Here is a 19,150-nt window from a genome sequence, read left to right on the forward strand (position 1 = left end):
CCATTATCTGATACGCTATAACAAATGACAAGAGAGGCTGATTTATAATGAAGCAATCCGTAACGCTGCGCAGTCAGATCGGCATGCCGCAGGCCATCGCGCTCTACATCGGAGCTGTTCTTGGATCCGGCATCCTGATTGTCCCCGGGCTGGCGGCCGAAATGGCCGGACCCGCCTCCCTGCTCGCCTGGGGCCTGATGACGCTGCTTATTCTGCCTATGGCGCTGTCCATGGGCTTTCTTTCCGCCAAATACCCGAATGCGGGCGGCGTCTCGCACTTCGTCACGCTCGCATTCGGTGAACGGGCCGGCTCGCTGACAGGCTGGTTCTTCCTCATGTCTGTACCGATCGGCGCACCGGTTGCCGCGCTCACCGGTGCAGGCTACATGACGGCGGCCATGGGCTGGGGCGAGCCGGCCCGGATCGGCCTTGCCGCCTTGATGCTGGCTGTCGGCCTCGGCATGAATGTCGTCGGCATGTCGCTTGCCGGCAAAGTGCAGATCGCGGTGGTAGTTGCCATCATCGCGGTGCTGGTCTGCGCCTTCGGAACGGCGCTGCCGCATATGGAGCGGGCCGCCTTCACCCCGTTCGCCCCGCATGGCTGGCTGAATGTCGGCCGCTCGGCAGCCATCCTGTTCTGGTGCTTCATCGGCTGGGAAGCCGTCTCCCACCTGTCCGAAGAATTCAAGGACCCGCAGCGTGCGGCGATTAAGGGCATTACAATAGCGGCGGTCATCGTCGGCACGCTGTACTTCCTGTCGGCGCTGGCGACCGTCGGCACCGGCAGCTATTTGGACGGAGCCGCTTCGGCGGCGCTCGTCCGGATGATCAGCGGCCCGCTCGGCCGCTGGGGCGGCCTTACTGCCGGGCTCACCGGCATGTTCATCTGCACGGCGACCATTATCGCCTACGCAGGTGCCGCCTCGCGCGTCGCATATGCGATGGCCCGGCAGGGAAGCGCCCCGGCCTGGATGGGCCGCATGTCCCGGCGCTTCCATACGCCGATCGGCGCGCTGCTGTTCCTGCTGCTGTGCTTCATCGCCGTTATGTCGCTCTATGGCAGCGGCCTGCTCTCGCTGACCACGCTGATCACCTTCCCGAACGCTACCTTCATCCTGACGTATATCGGCGGCTGCGCCGCCGGGGTCCGTCTGCTGAAGGGAAGCCGCTTCGGGTCTGCAGTCAGCTGGATCTCCCTGATCGCAACCGTCGCCGTCTTCCCGTTCACGGGAATGGCGATCGGTTACCCTCTCGTGATATGCCTCGTGTACAGCCTCTTCGTACTATTGCGCAGCCGTACTGATCGCAGATCGGCATCCGCAGAGCAGCCTGTGCCCGGTTCATCCGGCGACCGCACAGCCGCACACTCACGCAGACGCGCATAGCAAAAAGCCTGCGGAGCTTAACCTCCGCAGGCGATACACCCGTTAATACATGGTGGCACAGGGCGAACAGATTAGATGGACTCTTCCGTTCGCCCATTCATTTACCACATTAAGTTAACATAATATTTATTATATGAATATCTTCTTGAGGATTGGCAAAGATAACATAATAATAATTATATTACTGTCTTTTGTTGAGATCGCTATCACTTGATTCATACGTTTTGCGAATCTCCCGATTCTTGGAATAAATATAAAGATCAAGTGCCTCGATTGCTCTACGCAGAGCTTTAATGACCAGCACCACTAGATAAATCCCAATGACCGTCCAAACCAGCGAGATCAGAATGCCGAACACAGTAAATCCACCAAAGAATAATCCGCCAAATGTATCGTATTTCGCTACCACTTATTCCCCCACCTTTCCGCAAAAAATAATCTCTGAATACCTCCAGAGTCATCATGGCATAATTCTCCAGCAGACGCTATGTATTGGATCATTCCTGGTTGATTACCTCACAGCGCTTATTTTGCAGCTCCGAGCGCCTCTTTTTCGATGCACTTGGACATAAGCCGTGAAATAAATCCCTCTGAATCAAAACAGCGTATAATTTATGTTATACGCCGTTTTTTTCGGGGTATTTTATCGCCAAAATCCGGATATTCCAACTTGCGAACCTCTCGAACACGTAAATCTCACCAGTGATCGCTTTTGGGGCTAATCTTCATAAAAAACAGACCCAGACTGTCATCCTACAGCTTGGGTCTGCTCCAAATGTTTATATAGTCCACGCTAACAATTGCGAATATCCTTATACATATGCCGGTGGGGGATGCCGATTTCCGTAAACCTTTCTCCTTCGCATATATATTTCATTTTTTCATAAAAAGGAACCGCCGTCTCACGCGCATGCAGTACGATCCGGTGATAACCTTCCCGTCTGGCAAGGGCTTCGGCAAATTCGGCCATTTGTGTGCCCACCTGCCGGCCCCTCGCCGCCTCGTCAACGGCAACCTGTTTCATTTGGACCGTTGTGTCATCCAACTTCCGGAGCAGCAACACGCCAATCAGAACATCGCCGCTGCCGGCACATACATGTATATCTTCGGTTTCCTGCTGCCAGGGATCGTCCTTGATACTCATCCCAAGCGGACGCCGGAGCACTTTATCCCGCAGCGCCAATGCCTCATGGTATTCCGGTGTTCCCCAGCTCACTTGTCTGATCGTGATGGATTCCATCTCTCATGCCTCTCTTTCCGATGAAGAACTTGGTCCCTGCGGGACTCTCTTCATTTTATATGGTGATCGAGTGCATGGTCCAAAGAAAAAAGCGCCCCTCACAGAGCGCTGTTTAAATTTTACAAATATTTAAGTTTACATAATAATTATTATGTTATCAAACATCAAACCTCTGCCTTTTGCAGCAATGCCCATGAAACCAGTGCCAGAATCCCGAGCAAAGGAATGGTAATTACAGCCATCGTGGACGCATCATGATCACCTATCCAATTCGCAGCGTCCAACAATAGCTCCCGGCCTCCCGGTATATAAATGAGAAGCCCGAAGACTACAGCACAACCACCGAAGAACATCCACACTCCAATGCCTTTAAACCGCCGATAAAGTGAGCCTATAAAAAATCCGCAGAGATTAAACAACAGCATAAGGACAAAGATAACAAAGAACTGCCGGAATATCCCTCCCACATTAATATATGGCAGATTGAAGAATTGGATGGTTCCGCCCCAATGGGAGGTCCACCTCTCGAGAGCACCCAGAATAAGGATAATCACCGTTGTTACAACGCTGGTGAAGCCCAGGAACAGCAAGGTTCCATTGAAATAATCTGCTCTGCGGACGCTCATGCTGATTGCGTAAGGAAAGGTCTGGCTGACGAGAACGATGCTGAATACAAATGCGTAAATATAGAGCGTTGCGATAGATCCACTATAGGTGCTATCTGTACTTGTTGAAGCACTCGCTACCTGAATTCCCAGATAATTTAATACGAAGATTGCGGCAACGATCAGCCAAGGATTGTAAAGCGCCCCTCTAATACCTTTCATTTGAAGTCCCCAAACACCCCGGATCCGGTTCATAACGCGTTGTCCTCCCCTTGTGTTTCATCCTGCCTCTTCCCGGTCATATATACAATAAGCTGCTGCAGCGATACGGAGGATAGATCAAGACCCAGCTCCATCGATTGTCTCTGTGCCTGAGGATTGAGAGTCTCCCGGACCGATGCTTTGATGTAGCCTCCGATACGCTCGCGGCTCATGACTTTGCGCCCTTCAAGATAGGTTTCAACGGCGGACGCAGGCCCGGTCACGGTATAAGCGGTTCCGCGAAGCTCATCCGTCTCTGTATCGAGCACAAGCCGTCCTTTGTCAATGAGCAGTATATGTTCGAGTATGCGGCTGATTTCGTCAATCAGATGAGTCGAGATGATGAATGTTCGGGGGATGATTTGATAATCTTCAAGCAGCCGGTCGTAAAAAATTTCTCTGGCTACCGCATCCAATCCCAAATACGGTTCATCGAACATCGTCAATGGAGCTCTGCTGGCCAGACCGACGATAATGCCGAGACTTGAGAGCATTCCGCGCGAGAGCTTCTTCACCTGGCGCTTCTCGGGAAGGTCGAAGTCCCGCATCAAGCCCTGCGCAATGCCCGCGTCCCACTGCGGGAACAGCTTGGCTGCAACATCCAGCACATCGCGAACTTTAAAATGATCCGGATATTGCTGGCTCTCCTTGATAAAGCAGATCTGGGAGAGCACCCGGTTATTCTCCCTGGGATGTTCACCGAAAATCCGGATATCCCCTGAACTGGCCTCCATTTGGGCAGTCAGCATTCGCATCAATGTCGTCTTCCCTGCGCCGTTCCTCCCGATCAGTCCATAGATCCGATCCTGCTCCAAATTGAAGGAGATGTCTTCGACGGCAGTCAAGTCCTTATATCGTTTGGTCAGACCTTTTACGGTCATCATATTCATCTGTCCCCGGCTCCTTTCGAGATCATCGCGGTAACCTGCTCCACCGATATGCCAAGCTTCTTCGCTTCCTGGAGCAGCGCTACCACATACTGCTCATAGAAATGCTCCCGTCTCTTCTCCATCAGCTTCTCTCTCGCTCCTTCCGCCACGAACATGCCGATGCCGCGCTTCTTGTAGAGAATCCCTTCATCCACCAGCACATTCACACCCTTGGCCGCCGTAGCCGGGTTGATCTGGTACAGAGCCGCGAACTGATTGGTGGATGGAACCTGGCTCTCCTCCGGCAGCCTCATTTCCAATATGTCATTCTCGATCTTCTCTGATATCTGCAGAAAAATCGGTCGGCTGTCATCCATTTGTCGCACCTCCAGACAACCTTGCTGGTTCATTACTCATGTAACTAACTATATAACCATCCCTTCAATTTGTAAAGAACGATTCGCCTTTTTTTCCCAAAAAAAGAAGCTATTCTCCGGCGGATAACCGCCAAAGAGAAGCTTCCAAGTTATTTCTGTATCTATACTGCCATGCCTTTAAGTAAGGATCTCAAACACATGATTCAATCTCGTCAGCTGAAAGACATTCATCACGTTGGGTGAGAGCGATTTTAGGCGGATGGTGCCGCCCGCTTCCACACATTTTTTGTAGGAGCTGACAATCACCCCGAGCCCCGTACTGTCGATAAAGGTGCAATCGCTGAAATCCAGCATAAAGACAAGCGTTCCTTCTTCAATAAGGCCGCGGATTTCATCTCTGAACAGCCAAGCTTTCTCGACGGAAAATTCCTGCGGAATCCGGATCACCGTTTCATTCATGATGTTCACCTCGTATAATAAAGTTCTCCGCCAGATGCTCCAGCTCCACTGAAGTTGCGCTTACCTCTTGCGCCGAAGCGGCGATCTGGTTGACAGTCGACGCCTGCTGTTCAATTGCGCAGGCCACGCTCTCGCTCGCATATACCGCCTGCTCCGACACCGAACCCATGGAATCGATCAGCTTGATGATCTGATCCGATGTGGCGACTTCATCCCGGGTAATATCCACGATTTCATCAACATTGCCCTCGATATTTTGCACCTTTTCCATTATTCGCATAAAAGCCTGGTCGGTCTCGTGTACGACTCCCCGGCCTTCCTCCACCGCTTGAGAAGCGCCGCGCATTGCCGTTACGGCTGTCGAGATCGAGTTCACCATCTCGCTGATCATTTCCGAAATCTCGGTAGCTCTGAGGTTCGATTCGTCGGACAGCTTTCTAACTTCGCCAGCCACTACGGCAAATCCTCTTCCATGCTCTCCGGCACGCGAAGCTTCAATCGCCGCATTCAATGCGAGCAGATTAGTCTGACGGGCGATACCGTTAAGAACACCGATAATCTCGGAGACATGCGCCGATTGGGCATGAACTGCCTCCAGAATGGTTTCTGTCTCTCCGGTATTGGCATGGATCACTTCCATGGCCTTAACGGTATCCGCGATTTTGACTCTGCCATCCTGAGCGGCTTCATTGGCCGCAGTCGCATTGGTATTCGCCGTACTCGCTTTGCTCTGGGCCAGCTGAACCAGACTGGACATCTGAACGAGCACCTGGGAAGCCTCCAGCACCGAACGGTTGCTGTTCTCCGCCCCCGCCGCAATCTCCTGAGAGCTGGAGTTGATCTCTTCGATCGACGCGCTGAATTCCTCGGATGAGCTGGCCAGCGCCTCCGACATGTTCATCAGAGCTAGGGAGCCAGCCTGGATGCTTCCGATCATTTCCTCCTGCTTCTGGACCATCTGATTAAAGGACTCGCCCAGCGACTGGAACTCGTCTCCCGTTCTGATGTCGGACCGGACTCTCAAGTCGCCTTCGCCTGCTACCTTCATGGCAGCCTGGAGACGCTTGATCGGACGCAGGATGCCAAGCAGGGTAAGGATCAGAGCAACCACGATAGCTGCCACAATACACGCAGCGGTGATCCAGATCGTACCCGTCCGGATTTTAAATGCGGGTGCCATGTATTCCTTGTAATCCGCAGTTGTTGCAACCAGCCAGTTCCCCGCCTTCTGAAAGGTTACAAACTTATGTATGCCTTCAAAGGTATAGAATCCTTCATTGCTGCTACCCGCTACCACCTGTTTGATCAAATCGTTCATTTCTTTATGCCCGTTATCCGTAAAGTTCTCGCTCATAATCTTGTCTTTCACCGGATGAGCCAGCACGAGCCCGCTCTTGTCGAGCATATAGGCATAGCCATTCTCGCCGATCTTCACATCATCAACCGGAGATGAGATGGCGGTGAACGGAATGGTTCCGATCAGGACTCCCGCCGTCCTTCCTCCACTCTTAAGAGGCAGCGCAATGGCGACAACCGGGTTCCCGCTGTCCCGGGATACGATAACATCGCTGACAGCCGAATTACCTTGCAGTGCCTGCTTGAAATACTCGCGGTCGCTTACGCTCAAGTCAGGTGTGTTCGACGCGCTAGTTACTAAGGCTTGTCCCTGAGTATCCGCGATAATGAGCAGCTCAATCAGATCTTTGTTCTGCTGCTGGACATCGGCGGCATAGCGATATACGGCACTTTGAAGCTCCGAATTGTCCGGATTCACAGCCAGTCGAGCAAGATCGGCGTTCAGGGCCGCAATCTCCAAATCGTGGCGAACGGTATCCAGCTTGGTCTCCACAGCTTCCGAAGCTGAAGCGGTCGTCTTTCGGAGTTCGTCCTGAATGGCGGACTGCAAAGCGTCCGAAGATTGATTGTAACTGAAATACCCGGATATAAGAAGTGGGACGCTGATAATCAGCACAAGACATATGCTTATTTTAACTTTTAGACTCAGTGTAATCATTCCTCCGTGTCAAGCTAATGAATATCCGGCTGTGCCGGTGCTAAATACGCTTAACCATGGTAATGCCCCGGCCATCCGCCAGAACTTCATCCGCGAAGCTGCGGATCAAGAACAATCCCCGGCCGCTCTCTGCAAGCAGATCCGCCTCTTCTATGGTGTCTGAGAGAAAGCCGGGGTCAATCCCGCCGCCCTCATCCTCAACCTGTACGGACAAAAGTCCATCAGACAGGGAATAGCGAATGGTAATCGGCTTGGTATCGCAGCAGCCGTTGCCATGGCTATAGGCGTTGGTCACAGCTTCGGTCAGCATTAACTTGACGGCGAAAGCGGCTTCCTCCAGTTGAAGATCCCGGATGATTCCATCGATCACACCTGAATGCCTCTCCAGGCCGTACACGATTACCTCTTTGCCCTTTCCGGGAAGACGGTCACCGCTATTTACTTGATTAGCAGACTTAACCATGTGCAGTCATCCTTCAATACAGATTCATGGATCGCGAACTTCAGTGAATCGTAATCGAAATACCTTCTTTCCCCTTCGGCGCCACCGTCAAGCAGCTCTAATCCATCGCTGTAGAAACATAAGCGGTCTCCGGGTACAAACGGAACGACCGAGGATTCAAAATTGCTGTGCGGGAACATCCCTACCGGTGCGCCCGGTACGATCAGTTTCGTCACAGCGCCGCTCCGGGCCTGGTGAATAAATTCATTGATGCCGGCGCCGGAGGCAGTCAAGAGACCTTGGGTGAATTGCAGATGAAAGCACAACGCGGAGATATAATCCTCCTCCATATGCTTCAGCGCCCGCCGGTTGAGCTCGGACAGAAGACGAGCCGGATCGTGGATACGCATAGCCAAGTCCGAGAACAGCATACGGACCGCTGAGATGCCGAGTGCCGCCGAGATGCCTTTGCCCATCACATCGCCGACCAGACCGATAACCTCATCGCCGCTAATCCGGTGAAAAAAATAAAAATCCCCGCTCAGCGTCTCGGCCGGCACGTACAGCTTCATGAAATCGGCTTTATCGGGAAGCGGAAAATCCCCGGCGAAATGACGCTCCTGCAGCTTAACGGCACGTCTGATCTCCTGTCTGCTCTTCGTTACATCCCGCAGTACAAGCTGCACTGCCGGCTCGCTGCGGAACGTAATCGGAGCGCCTGCGATTTCGAGATCAAAGGAGCGGTTGTCATGACGGATTACGGTTACTTGAAGACGCGTGCTCCTTCTCAATGACTTCAGCCGGAGCATCTTGCGGTAATCCTGTGAGGTTATGCCGGAGCCGGTTAAATAATCTTCCAGACGCTTCCCTACAAGCTTGTCCCTGCGGGCACCGAACAGAGCTTCGCTTCGCTTGTTGGCGAATACAATTGTCCCGTTTCGATGAACCAGTATGGCGTCGGGACAGAGCTCGACCACTTCCCGATATCTCTCTTCACTCTCTTTGAGCAGACGTTCGGAGCGTACCCGGTCGCTGATGTCATGAACTACGGTATACAACAAATTTCTGCCGAGCATGGTTATGAAGCCGGTATGAATCTCAACATCGGCTTCCCCTCCATCCGCAACCCGGTGACGCAGCTGAAACCTCCGATTTGTACCCGATTCCTGGTTCACACCGTCAAGCGCCAGTGCTAAAAAACCGGAGCTTCCGGGATCGCCGGCCAACGTGCGCAAATCGGAAATATTCATTTTCTTCAACTGCTTGAGGCTGTAGCCATAAAATGAACAGGCCGCTCTGTTGGCATCCGCAATGCTCCCGTCTTTAGGATCGATCAGCAGAGTTATGAGATGATTATTCTCATAAATGCAACCGTAGTGCTCCATGCAGGTCTCGGGAGAGGGGCTCGGATTCAAGTTTTTGCAGTTAATAGGCTTGATAGTCATTATGGACACGCTTTCCAGTCAGTTTTGCTGGAATTATATCACAAAATTCTATCGTTTCTCTGTTAATTCGACAGTTGCAATTTAAAAATTTTCCGCATATGATACTTTATCTTGTGATAAAGGCAGGGAATCAGGAATGTCGAAGAACAAACGGGGCAAGGCGCTGTGGCGCATTCCTTCACGAGGCAGGGGAACCTGTCCCTTTTGCGGAAGCACCCGGATCAAGCTTTTGTATACCGCCAAAGGCAGTACGGGAGAGACGCTGAATGTGTGCAAAAAATGCCAAGGCAAAAAGGCCGGGTAATTCCCGGCCTCGGCCACCCGGTCGCCCTTCAGCATGACAATCCGTTCTGCGCTGCAGATTGTTCCGGAGAAGGGCGCCAAATTATGTTAAACCTGAACCATATTTCGAGAATACGCGGCCAGAGAATGTCCGGAAGAACGCCTATTGCTGGCCGTGAGTCATCACATCCAGCTCCCGGCTTAATCATGCATAGCGGCTATGCATTTCCTCCAGCTTCTCCCTGACATACGTCCGTATCTCCTCTGGCTCCATCACTTCCGCAACTCCGATCCAGGGCAGCAAATCGCGGCAGGCGACTTCATAGCCATACATATTCACCGTGACCCATGTCTCCCCATCCTGGCGGTTGATATCCAAAATATCCAGATCGGCTTTCAGAAGCAGTGCCGGATCATCCATCCTGAGTACGACCGGATATCGTTCCTCATCCCGCCGATGCTGCTTGAAGCCCCCCTCCTTCTCCTTCCAGAAGGTCTCCAGTCTGAAATCCGGCGGGATTTCAAATTCTTCCTCCTCAAGCTCCGCTTGTTCCACACGTTCACATCTGAAGATTCTCAAATCCTGAGCGGTCTCGCAATATGCAGCCAAATACCAGTCCCCCTGCTTGACAACCAGTCCGTAGGGCTGGACTATTCGCACTGTGCTTTCGCGGCCGGGCTTCCGGTACTGCAGCTTCAGCTTCAACGATTTCCATATTCCGGCACGGATCGTCTCCAGACAGGGTAATGGCTTCTTCTCGCTCCACCAGGGGGTGTCGTCGAACCAGAACCTTGATTTTGCCCTATGGAGATCAGGCTGGTAGGACTCGGGTAGAGTTTTCTCCAGCTTGAGCAGCGCAGCTTGAAGCCTCTGACCCGATTCGCTTCCTCCCCCGGAGCGGATGCCGAGACCGGTCAAATACAGCTGTATGATGTCGTCGTTATGTATCGTTTTGAGATCAAGGGTGTACCCCGGCATTAGAGCCAGGCCGCCTCCCGGCCCGGATGTGCTTATGATGGGAACTCCCGCCTCGCCAAGGGTGTCCACGTCCCGGTAGATGGAACGTACTGATGTTTCCAGCGCCTCGGCAAGCTCTCTTGCCTTGATTCGGCCTCTCGATTCCAGCAGAAGCAGGATCGCTACAAGCCGATGCAGTCTCAATCAGATCTCCTCCTTCATTCCGCATAACGGAAAAATTGTATTTCGGATGCCTTCATTGCTGCCAGACTGTTGTCAACGATTGAAGTATATCATGGAATCATCTGAGATAAAGGAGTGTTCAGCGGATGAAAATTGGAGTTCTAGGAACAGGGTTCGGCGCATATCATGCGAAGCTGCTTAAACAAATGAGCGATGTGGAGGGCATAACAGTCTTCGGCCGAAATCAGGAGAAGCTGCAAAAATTGGAGTCGGAGCTTGGGGTCGGCATCAGCACGGATCTGGATCAGGTGCTGCGCGATCCGTCCATCGGCATCATCGATATTTGCCTGCCCACCCCGCTACACTGCGAGGTTGCAATCAGAGCGATGTCATACGGCAAGCAAGTATTCTGCGAAACGCCGGTCAGCTGTACGCCGGATGAATCGGAGCAGATGCTGGAGGCGGAAGTCAAATATGGTCAAAAGGTACTGGTCAACCGCTTCATCACGTTTGACCCTGCCTATGCTTATTTGCGGGAGTGCGCACTTCAGAGCACGTACGGACGCTTGCTGTCTGTATCGTTGGTAAGAGAGACGGCTCCGTTATGGGGTGATCTCGGCCTATCCAAGCTGCCGCTTCAGCTGATGATCCATGAGCTGGATTTCGCCGCTTCACTGGCTTCGGAGCCCGCTCTCAAATATGCATGGGGCACGGAATTCCCGAATCCCGGAGAGTCTCTGGTAAATGCAGTCATCGGATACGGGAACGCGTCTCCCCGGGTTACGGTTACGGCCTCCTCCGGCTTGCCGCCCTGTTATCCCTTTACTGTGGGCTTCGAGGCGTATTTTGAATCCGCCAAGCTCGTCTACCACGAGAACTGCGACAACGGCGAGTCCTCCCTACTGGCATATACGCCGGAAGGCGAGCACAAGGTTGAGCTTACGGCTGCAGACCCTTACGCCGAAAGCCTGAAGCATGCCCTTCAGGTATTGGGCGAGCGTAACGGGTCTTCATCACCCAATGAAGATTCCCCGCTATCCTTATGCCGAGCAGCCGAGTCTCTGAAGCTCTCGCATGAGATTACGAGACAAATATACCGTTAGCATCTTGCACTTCTGTATAGTTTGGGTTAATCTGTAAACGGACAACATCATAGCACACGGGAGCTTGGAACCGGCCAGGCTGAGAGGATGACCGCATGTCGTCGACCGTAATACCTGATCTGGGTAATGCCAGCGGAGGAATCATTACAGGCTTTGTATGTACAAAGACCGCTTCTTTCGGGATGCGGTCTTTTTGGCGTACGGGCTCCTCTGCGCTTCACTAACTATGAGGAGGAATCGTAGAATGGCCAGTCAAAAGGTGTATGTGGAAGGCTCCCGCGAAGACATCCGGGTGCCGATGAGAGAAATTGCGCTCAGCCGTACGGAGAGCGCGGAAGGAACGGTGGATAATCCGCCGGTCCGGGTCTATGACACAAGCGGACCGTCCGGGGGAGAGCCTTCGCCAGCCGACATCCGTCAGGGACTTCCGCCGTTTCGGAGAAGCTGGATCCTGGAGCGGAATGATGTGGAGGAATATGCGGCCCGGCCGATTAAGCCGGAGGACAATGGACTGCGCAGAAGCGAAGCTGAACAAGGTGACGGAATAATCTATCCGGGCCTTAAGCGAGAACCGCTGCGAGCCAAGATCGGCGGCAATGTGACGCAGATGCACTACGCCCGGCAGGGCATCATCACGCCGGAAATGGAGTTCATCGCCATCCGCGAGAATGTCGACCCCTCCTTTGTCCGGGATGAAGTGGCGGCAGGCCGCGCGATCATCCCCGCCAATATCAATCATCCGGAATGCGAGCCGATGATTATTGGCCGGAACTTCCTCGTGAAGATCAATGCCAACATCGGCAACTCAGCCGTTACCTCCTCCATCGAGGAGGAGGTCGAGAAGATGACTTGGGCGACCCGCTGGGGAGCGGATACTGTCATGGACCTGTCTACCGGCCGTCATATTCATACGACCCGGGAATGGGTCATCCGCAATTCCCCGGTTCCCGTCGGCACGGTTCCGCTCTATCAGGCGCTTGAGAAGGTGGGCGGCCAGGCGCAGGATCTGACCTGGGAGCTGTACCGCGACACTCTGATCGAGCAGGCGGAGCAGGGCGTGGACTATTTCACCATCCACGCGGGTGTGCTTCTGCGCTATGTGCCCATGACCGCGGGGCGCGTCACAGGCATCGTCTCGCGCGGCGGCTCCATTATGGCCGCCTGGTGCCTGGCGCATCACGAGGAGAATTTCCTCTACACACACTTTGAGGAAATTTGCGAGATCATGAAGGCGTACGACATCGCCTTCTCGCTCGGCGACGGCCTCCGTCCCGGCTCGATTGCCGACGCCAACGACGAAGCGCAGTTCGCCGAACTGGAGACGCTCGGCGAGCTTACCGAAATCGCCTGGAGACATGATGTCCAGGTGATGATTGAAGGCCCCGGCCATGTGCCGATGCACAAGATCAAAGAGAACGTCGACCGCCAGATGGACGTCTGCAAGGAAGCCCCCTTCTATACACTGGGGCCGCTGACGACGGATATTGCGCCGGGCTACGATCATATAACATCGGCCATCGGAGCGGCCATGATCGGCTGGTTCGGCACGGCGATGCTCTGCTACGTGACACCCAAGGAGCATCTGGGCCTCCCGGACAAGAACGATGTCCGCGAAGGCGTCATCGCCTACAAAATCGCGGCGCACGCCGCCGATTTGGCCAAAGGCCATCCCGGCGCGCAGCAGCGGGACGACGCCCTCTCCAAGGCGCGGTTTGAATTCCGCTGGAGAGACCAGTTCGCGCTCTCGCTCGATCCGGAACGGGCCGCCGAGTACCATGACGAGACGCTCCCCGCCGAAGGGGCAAAGGCAGCCCACTTCTGCTCCATGTGCGGGCCGAAATTTTGCAGCATGCGGATTACGCAGGATATCCGGGCCTATGCCAAGGCGAATAATCTGGAAAATGCCGAAGCGATCGAACAAGGCATGAAGGAGAAATCCGCCGAGTTCGCCAAAGCCGACCACAGCATTTACAGTTGAGCCCTTTGAGGGCGGACATGTCGGCAAATTGCAGTAAATAAGCCCAAATGCCGTGCTCTGGCTAACCGATAATTTCAAGGCTCTTCCGGTGGACAGGATGGATCGGGAGAGCCTTTTTTCACGCCTGATATCGGGGCTAAATGGTACAATCATACAAGAAGACCAGCATCCATCCAATCCGTTAGGAGTGAGTACAGTGGCATCTATTTTTCATACAAATGAGCTGTCGTTCAACAAGAGATCTGCACCTCTGCCGGAGTTCGCTTTCTCAAGCACCGATGATTTATGGAAGTCCGTCAAGGCCTCCCGTCTCGACTTTGATGTTCGCAGGCTGGAGCCGGGCGTGTTCTCTTACCCGTACCATTTTCACCGCAATGCTGAAGAAATGTTCGTCATCCTCTCGGGACGGGCCTTGCTTCGCGCGCCGGAAGGCATCACAGAGGTGAAGGAAGGAGATATCCTGTTCTTTGAATCGGGACCTGCCGGAGCACACCAGCTGTACAACCATACGGACCAGCCCTGCACCTACCTTGATTTGTCCACACTGAACGGTCTCGACATCGCCGAGTATCCCGATTCAGGCAAAATCAATATCCTGCCCGATCAGGACATCTATCATCTCGGCGAAAAATCCGATTATTACGATGGCGAGGAACGGGTACGCGAGATCTGGGGAACACTGGGCTACCCTGCCTCAACCGTTTAAGTCTCCTTGGCACCCGTATTTTTAACCCAAAGCCTGGAGATATCAAGAAACCCGAACGAGCCGGTATGTCTGCCGAGCAGGCTGTCGCTGAGCTTCGCTTTTTTGTTGAGATGACAAGTATACAGCATCCAGAGATTGTCCCGGACCAGAGATTCGGCTTCCCGAATCCGGTTGAACCGCTCATGCGTTGTCAGCTGAAAAACGTTCTCCAGAGCTTGATTCAATGCTTTCTTCCCCGCCGGATCAAGCATCTGTCCCAGATAATTCCGGTCATTTTTGTAAAAATTCAGCATCCCCCATTCCCAGTCGTCCTCCAGCACCTCTTCGGCCAGCAGAAGATCGGCGTCCGCCATGACCGTCCGTGAATCCCGGTTGCTGAGCGGCATCAAGACCAGATTGAGTCCGATCGACCGGGCACGCGCCAACAGCCATTCGGCCTCCTCCATCTCTTCCTTTTTCGTGGTATAAGCGAATGTCACTGGCTCTCCAGCATACTCCGCCTGCATCAGCAACTCCTTCGCTGTCTGCAGGCTCCCCTCCGGGATGTCACGCTCCCGGCTGATCTCGGGCAGAAGGCTGTCCGCCGGCTTATACCTGCTGCCTCCAAGCTCGCGGATGACGGCCTCCCTGTCGTACAAGTGCCGCAGCGCCTGCCGCACCTCAATCCGGTGATGAACGCCCTCTCTCCCAAAATTAATCATGATATAACGGCAGCCCGATGCCGGATAATCAATGCTGCTGTTGTACTGGTTCCAGGACATCAGCTCCTGGACCGGACTTTCCTCCCCTGCAACTTCGTACCGGCGCTCACTGCCTGCATGTTCAAGGAAAAACCAGATTTCCACGCGATCCAGAAGCGGACGGATACCGTAATAGTTATCGAAAGCGGTCAAGACGAGCACATCTTCGTTCATTTCGCTCACCCGAAAGGGTCCGGTACCGACAGGGATTTCCGACCGCCCAACATCATGAGGAAGTATGGACATATACAAGCAGGCTGCGGTGTGCAAAAAGAAACGGTTCGGTTTCTCCAGGTAAAAACTAACCGTATAATCGCCTGCTGTTCTCACTTCCTTCAGCTCCCTGAACTGCCAGAGCGAGGGACTGTCCAGCTGTAATAAACGCTCCAGCGTATACTTCACATCCTTAGCGGTCAGCAGTCCGTCGTGATGAAACCTTACCCCTTTTCGCAAATAGAAGGTCCAGACCGTATAATCCGCATTGTGCTCCCAAGTATGCGACAGTCCCGGTGAGAAACGATCCTCCGCTACATTGTAGATCACCAGAGTGCTGCACACCTGACCAATGATATAGGCTTCAAAAGCCGTAAATACAAAGGCCGGGTCCAACCGCTCAAGCACCCTTCCTCTCATCATGCGCAGCACATCCTTGCCGGATGATGAGGCTGGATCGCTGCGGAAGCCCATATGCCTGGTCAGCTCGGTCATTAGCCGATCCCGAAGCAGATCGCCAGCCGCAGACATCCGGATCAGCTCAATGGCCTCCTTGATCTTCCCCTTGCTGAGTAGGTCCCGGAAGTTCTCTTCCACCATATCATCCGTACTCCGAAAAAAGGTCAGGGAAGACAAGTGCCCTCTTCCTCTTCCGGGCTTCCATGCGATCAGCTCCTGATCCTCCAGCTTCCGCAGAATAAATTTCACGTTGCGCGGTGTACAGCACAGCAGCTCAGACAGCTGCTCAATCGTAACCTTAACCGGAATTCCAGGGTTATCCGGATTATTTAGCGCCTTCGCCAGCCTGTAGTAATGAGACTGTTCCATCTCTCTCCCCTCTCTATAAAAGGTGAAAACATCGCGTGTAAGATTTCACTTTTCCTTCCTCTTTTTAATATTAAAATTATATACTATACAACATGGCTGTTGACAATAACGCACTTGTAAGGAGAACATAATGAAACTGACACTAAGGCAAGTTCATCCGCTGGCTTGGACCATCATTATCGGAACCATGTTCGGCAGACTGGTTACCTCGATGAGTATCCCGTTTCTGTCCATCTACCTGACCCGAGTGCTTGGCGCAACGCCGACCCAGACCGGGATAACAATTGCCGCGAGCTCTCTGGCAGGCGTCTCCATTTCCTTCTATGGCGGCTATATCTCGGACATCATCGGACGCAGGAAAGTAATGCTTATCTCGATCTTCTGCTGGGCGGCCGTGTTCGTCGGCTTCGCAATCGCCGGACATTTATGGGTATTTCTGCTGGTCAATACGCTGAACGGCCTGTGCCGCTCCGTGTTTGAGCCGACCTCGCGGGCACTGCTGTCGGACATTACACCAAGCAGCCAGAAGCTGCTCGTCTTCAATCTAAGGTACGCCGCCGTCAATCTCGGCGTCGTCTTTGGGCCAATCATCGGTCTGCAGCTCGGCTCCGCCCAGTCGACCTATCCGTTCCTGATTGCGGCGGCTGTGTATATTCTATATGGACTCGTGCTCATCATGCAGTTCTCGGTTCACGGCGGACAGCTTCCTTCCCGCTCGGCAGCCCAAAGCCCGCGCCTTCGTGAAGCGCTGTCGGTGACCGGGCGCGACCGTGTCTTCTTGCCGATACTTATTGGTACGACTTTCTGTGTACTGGGATACGGTCACTTCAGCTCTACGCTCGCACAGTATCTGGCACTGAATACGCATTTTGCGAACGGCGGACAGGCCTTCTCCTATATGCTCTCACTGAATGCCGTCACCGTGCTCGTCGTCCAGTTTCCTATCGTTCGGACGTTTCGGAATTTCCCGCCTGTTATCCCGCTAATATTCGGCAACTTGTGCGTGTCGGCATCAATGCTTGTCTTTGGTTCCGCAAACGGACTGCCGCTGCTTATGTTCGGCGTTGTACTTTTTACAATCGGGGAAGTTCTGCTCTTTACCATGATGGATATGCTCATCGATCGGGTTGCGAAGCCGGAATGGAAGGGAACCTACTTCGGCACGATCGGCTTCAACGGCATCGGCAGCGTCATCGCCCCGATCCTTGGAGGAATCCTGATCGATTTCTGGGGCGCGGATCACGGGCTTGCTATTTTCTTTCCGCTTGCTTTGACAACGGCTGCCGGTCTCCCATTTCTCTTCACTGCGCACCGCCGGCTTACAGCAAGGGAGAGCGCTGCGGCCGCTCCTGTAGTTATAGAGAAGGAGAACGCAGTGTAGCAGTTTGTTGCGGGACGCCTCGGTGTCCCCTTTTTACAAAAAAAGGTTGGATGCTTGTTGCTGTGAGGATGGATTAGTGTGAGTGATGCGAGAGGATAGGTGATTATTGATTCTATTATGAATTTTTCATATGATGTGTTTTTAGAATAAATAAAGGCGGGATCACTTGTTAATTGAGACAACAGAATGTACATGTTTCATATGTAGTTTACATAATATTTATTATATCTATAAAAAAAGAACGACACCTTGCGGTGCCGTTCGCTTTTCTGCTGTGCAGAGATTATGCGACTGTGAATTCCCGGAGATACCGGATTGTGTTTGGAGCTTCTTGCCTGACTAATAAACGGAACACTACACTTTACCGCTGGACAACCTTTACGAAGTAATTGCCGCAGGTTTTTGCGGAGCTTTTATAAAGGCGGACATAATAAGTACCTGCAGGCAGGGACTCGTAAAGCTTCTTTCCTTTATAATAGACCAATTTCGTCTTGTCTACATTTCCTACATCACTAAGGTATCCGGACAGAGTACCGTCGATAACTGAGCTGGTCACTTCATATTTTATGTACCCGGCGGAAACATTGCCGCTTACCACGAGATCCACCTTGGTAGGCTTGGTTAAAGTAAACTTAAACCAGTCACTCGCACTAGTTTTATCCTCAAGGAAAAATACCCCGCTCTTGGCAGTTCCCAATTTCAAGGCTGCTGCGCTGTTTTTTGAAACACCGCTGCTGTCCGATACCCCTTTGGCGGAAGCTTTCACCCTTACCCACCAGGCATTTGTGCTAACCTTCAAATAATAGGTGCCCTTCTTTACGACTAAGGCTTTCTTGCCTTCCGTACTTGCAATGGTCATACTATCTGTTATTGCCTTTTTACTGCTGTCGCAGAGGGTGATATTGGAGTTGGTGTTTTCCGCCTGGAAATCCACTTCCAGCAAAACTGTTGCAGGAACTGACACTTTGTAATATACCGGCTTTGTGTAATCCGTTATACCGGCAGCCTGCCAGTTATCCGCCTTCAGCTCCGTGACATCGGGGAACAGCTGGCAGCTGAAATCGGCTTTTAGGGAAATTACATCCTCTGCGCCGTAGTCTCCATACGAATTCACGAACTTCACATAATAAGTGCCTGCCTTGGGAATCACACCAAACGCATTATTGCTGTTATAATCAAGGGCTGATGTGCAGGCGGCGTCGCTATAGAATTCAACGTCGATATTTTGCGTGTCATCCTTAAGAAAAACCTGGAATACACCTGCAGCCTCCGCCTTTATGGGCACTACCAGCTCTTCCACATCCGATGACAGATTGATCTCGTATTGTCCGCGCTTTCCCATATCTATGGTATCTCCGGTAGTCAGTGTATGCATCTTAATCTCGGATACACTCTGTCCGGTTGTCTGGTCTACCACTTGTGCGGTTTCCGCATTTACACTTCCATGTCCCCCCATGAAAATCGCTGTTACAAGCAGTAGAAGCAGCGCTCCCTTCCATGCTTTGAAGCCTTTTGTTGTTTTCCTCGACAAGATAAATTCCCCCTTCTTTTTATTGAAATCCAATACTGTTAATAATAAGACAACCTGTTTTTGCAGTATTGTAAAATGGCGACATTCTGCTTCACACCCGATCCTGGCAAAGGATTCCAATCATGCGCTGACAGTCACAGATAACGCAAG

General features: G+C 52.7%; 18 protein-coding genes. 6 read left to right on the top strand and 12 right to left on the bottom strand.

Annotation, left to right across the window (positions count from 1 at the left end; all coding sequences use genetic code 11):
• Window positions 1-47 precede the first annotated feature (47 nt).
• A complete protein-coding gene (locus PSTEL_RS14565) occupies window positions 48-1,385 on the top strand; it encodes an amino acid permease (RefSeq protein ID WP_038696355.1) in 1,338 nt (445 codons plus the stop codon).
• A 181-nt stretch (window positions 1,386-1,566) separates the two neighbouring features.
• Here PSTEL_RS14565 and PSTEL_RS14570 read toward each other — a convergent pair whose 3' ends face one another.
• The 9 genes from PSTEL_RS14570 to PSTEL_RS14610 form a co-directional block, all read right to left on the bottom strand.
• Window positions 1,567-1,794: a hypothetical protein gene (locus tag PSTEL_RS14570; protein WP_038696357.1), complete on the bottom strand. Its 228-nt coding sequence runs from the start codon at window positions 1,792-1,794 to the stop codon at window positions 1,567-1,569.
• A 384-nt stretch (window positions 1,795-2,178) separates the two neighbouring features.
• Window positions 2,179-2,625 (bottom strand): GNAT family N-acetyltransferase, encoded by a 447-nt coding sequence (locus PSTEL_RS14575; protein ID WP_038696359.1) that lies wholly within the window; start codon window positions 2,623-2,625, stop codon window positions 2,179-2,181.
• Between the two features lie 164 nt (window positions 2,626-2,789).
• Entirely contained in the window at window positions 2,790-3,485 is a 696-nt protein-coding gene (locus PSTEL_RS14580; RefSeq protein ID WP_038696361.1) for a hypothetical protein, read from the bottom strand.
• Complete coding sequence (locus PSTEL_RS14585) at window positions 3,482-4,381, bottom strand: ABC transporter ATP-binding protein (RefSeq protein ID WP_038696363.1); 900 nt, start codon at window positions 4,379-4,381, stop codon at window positions 3,482-3,484. Before PSTEL_RS14585 ends, PSTEL_RS14580 begins: the two co-directional genes overlap by 4 nt.
• Entirely contained in the window at window positions 4,378-4,737 is a 360-nt protein-coding gene (locus PSTEL_RS14590) for a GntR family transcriptional regulator (RefSeq protein WP_245624961.1), read from the bottom strand. Before PSTEL_RS14590 ends, PSTEL_RS14585 begins: the two co-directional genes overlap by 4 nt.
• A 177-nt stretch (window positions 4,738-4,914) precedes the next feature.
• Window positions 4,915-5,196, bottom strand: coding sequence for an STAS domain-containing protein (locus PSTEL_RS14595; protein WP_038696368.1), 282 nt, complete (start codon window positions 5,194-5,196; stop codon window positions 4,915-4,917).
• Window positions 5,189-7,102: a methyl-accepting chemotaxis protein gene (locus tag PSTEL_RS14600; protein ID WP_245624962.1), complete on the bottom strand. Its 1,914-nt coding sequence runs from the start codon at window positions 7,100-7,102 to the stop codon at window positions 5,189-5,191. Before PSTEL_RS14600 ends, PSTEL_RS14595 begins: the two co-directional genes overlap by 8 nt.
• A 148-nt stretch (window positions 7,103-7,250) precedes the next feature.
• Window positions 7,251-7,673, bottom strand: a complete 423-nt coding sequence (locus PSTEL_RS14605; RefSeq protein ID WP_052098503.1) for an ATP-binding protein — start codon at window positions 7,671-7,673, stop codon at window positions 7,251-7,253.
• Entirely contained in the window at window positions 7,649-9,037 is a 1,389-nt protein-coding gene (locus PSTEL_RS14610; RefSeq protein WP_169744582.1) for a PAS domain S-box protein, read from the bottom strand. Before PSTEL_RS14610 ends, PSTEL_RS14605 begins: the two co-directional genes overlap by 25 nt.
• A 196-nt stretch (window positions 9,038-9,233) precedes the next feature.
• Between PSTEL_RS14610 and PSTEL_RS27965 the strand changes: the two genes are divergently transcribed.
• Entirely contained in the window at window positions 9,234-9,401 is a 168-nt protein-coding gene (locus PSTEL_RS27965; protein WP_169744583.1) for a hypothetical protein, read from the top strand.
• 183 nt (window positions 9,402-9,584) lie between these two features.
• Here PSTEL_RS27965 and PSTEL_RS14620 read toward each other — a convergent pair whose 3' ends face one another.
• Entirely contained in the window at window positions 9,585-10,541 is a 957-nt protein-coding gene (locus tag PSTEL_RS14620; protein ID WP_038696372.1) for a helix-turn-helix transcriptional regulator, read from the bottom strand.
• A gap of 125 nt (window positions 10,542-10,666) precedes the next feature.
• Between PSTEL_RS14620 and PSTEL_RS14625 the strand changes: the two genes are divergently transcribed.
• The 3 genes from PSTEL_RS14625 to PSTEL_RS14635 all read left to right on the top strand — a co-directional run bounded on the left by PSTEL_RS14625 (window position 10,667) and on the right by PSTEL_RS14635 (window position 14,307).
• Window positions 10,667-11,623: a Gfo/Idh/MocA family protein gene (locus tag PSTEL_RS14625; protein WP_038696374.1), complete on the top strand. Its 957-nt coding sequence runs from the start codon at window positions 10,667-10,669 to the stop codon at window positions 11,621-11,623.
• Between the two features lie 244 nt (window positions 11,624-11,867).
• Window positions 11,868-13,601: a phosphomethylpyrimidine synthase ThiC gene (thiC, locus tag PSTEL_RS14630; RefSeq protein WP_245624963.1), complete on the top strand. Its 1,734-nt coding sequence runs from the start codon at window positions 11,868-11,870 to the stop codon at window positions 13,599-13,601.
• Between the two features lie 196 nt (window positions 13,602-13,797).
• Entirely contained in the window at window positions 13,798-14,307 is a 510-nt protein-coding gene (locus PSTEL_RS14635) for a cupin domain-containing protein (protein WP_038696376.1), read from the top strand.
• On the opposite strand, the gene PSTEL_RS14640 is transcribed toward PSTEL_RS14635, so the two are convergent.
• On the bottom strand, window positions 14,304-16,088 hold the full coding sequence (locus PSTEL_RS14640) for an ABC transporter substrate-binding protein (protein ID WP_038696378.1): 1,785 nt from the start codon (window positions 16,086-16,088) through the stop codon (window positions 14,304-14,306). The genes PSTEL_RS14635 and PSTEL_RS14640 overlap by 4 nt on opposite strands.
• 130 nt (window positions 16,089-16,218) lie before the next feature.
• Between PSTEL_RS14640 and PSTEL_RS14645 the strand changes: the two genes are divergently transcribed.
• Window positions 16,219-17,469, top strand: coding sequence for an MDR family MFS transporter (locus PSTEL_RS14645; RefSeq protein ID WP_038696380.1), 1,251 nt, complete (start codon window positions 16,219-16,221; stop codon window positions 17,467-17,469).
• 361 nt (window positions 17,470-17,830) lie between these two features.
• On the opposite strand, the gene PSTEL_RS14650 is transcribed toward PSTEL_RS14645, so the two are convergent.
• Window positions 17,831-19,000 carry a PPC domain-containing protein gene (locus PSTEL_RS14650; protein ID WP_038696382.1) on the bottom strand — a complete coding sequence of 390 codons (1,170 nt, stop codon included), beginning with the start codon at window positions 18,998-19,000 and terminating at the stop codon, window positions 17,831-17,833.
• Window positions 19,001-19,150 lie beyond the last annotated feature (150 nt).

Origin of the sequence: Paenibacillus stellifer (assembly GCF_000758685.1) — a bacterium.
GTDB classification, from domain to species: domain Bacteria; phylum Bacillota; class Bacilli; order Paenibacillales; family Paenibacillaceae; genus Paenibacillus_AQ; species Paenibacillus_AQ stellifer.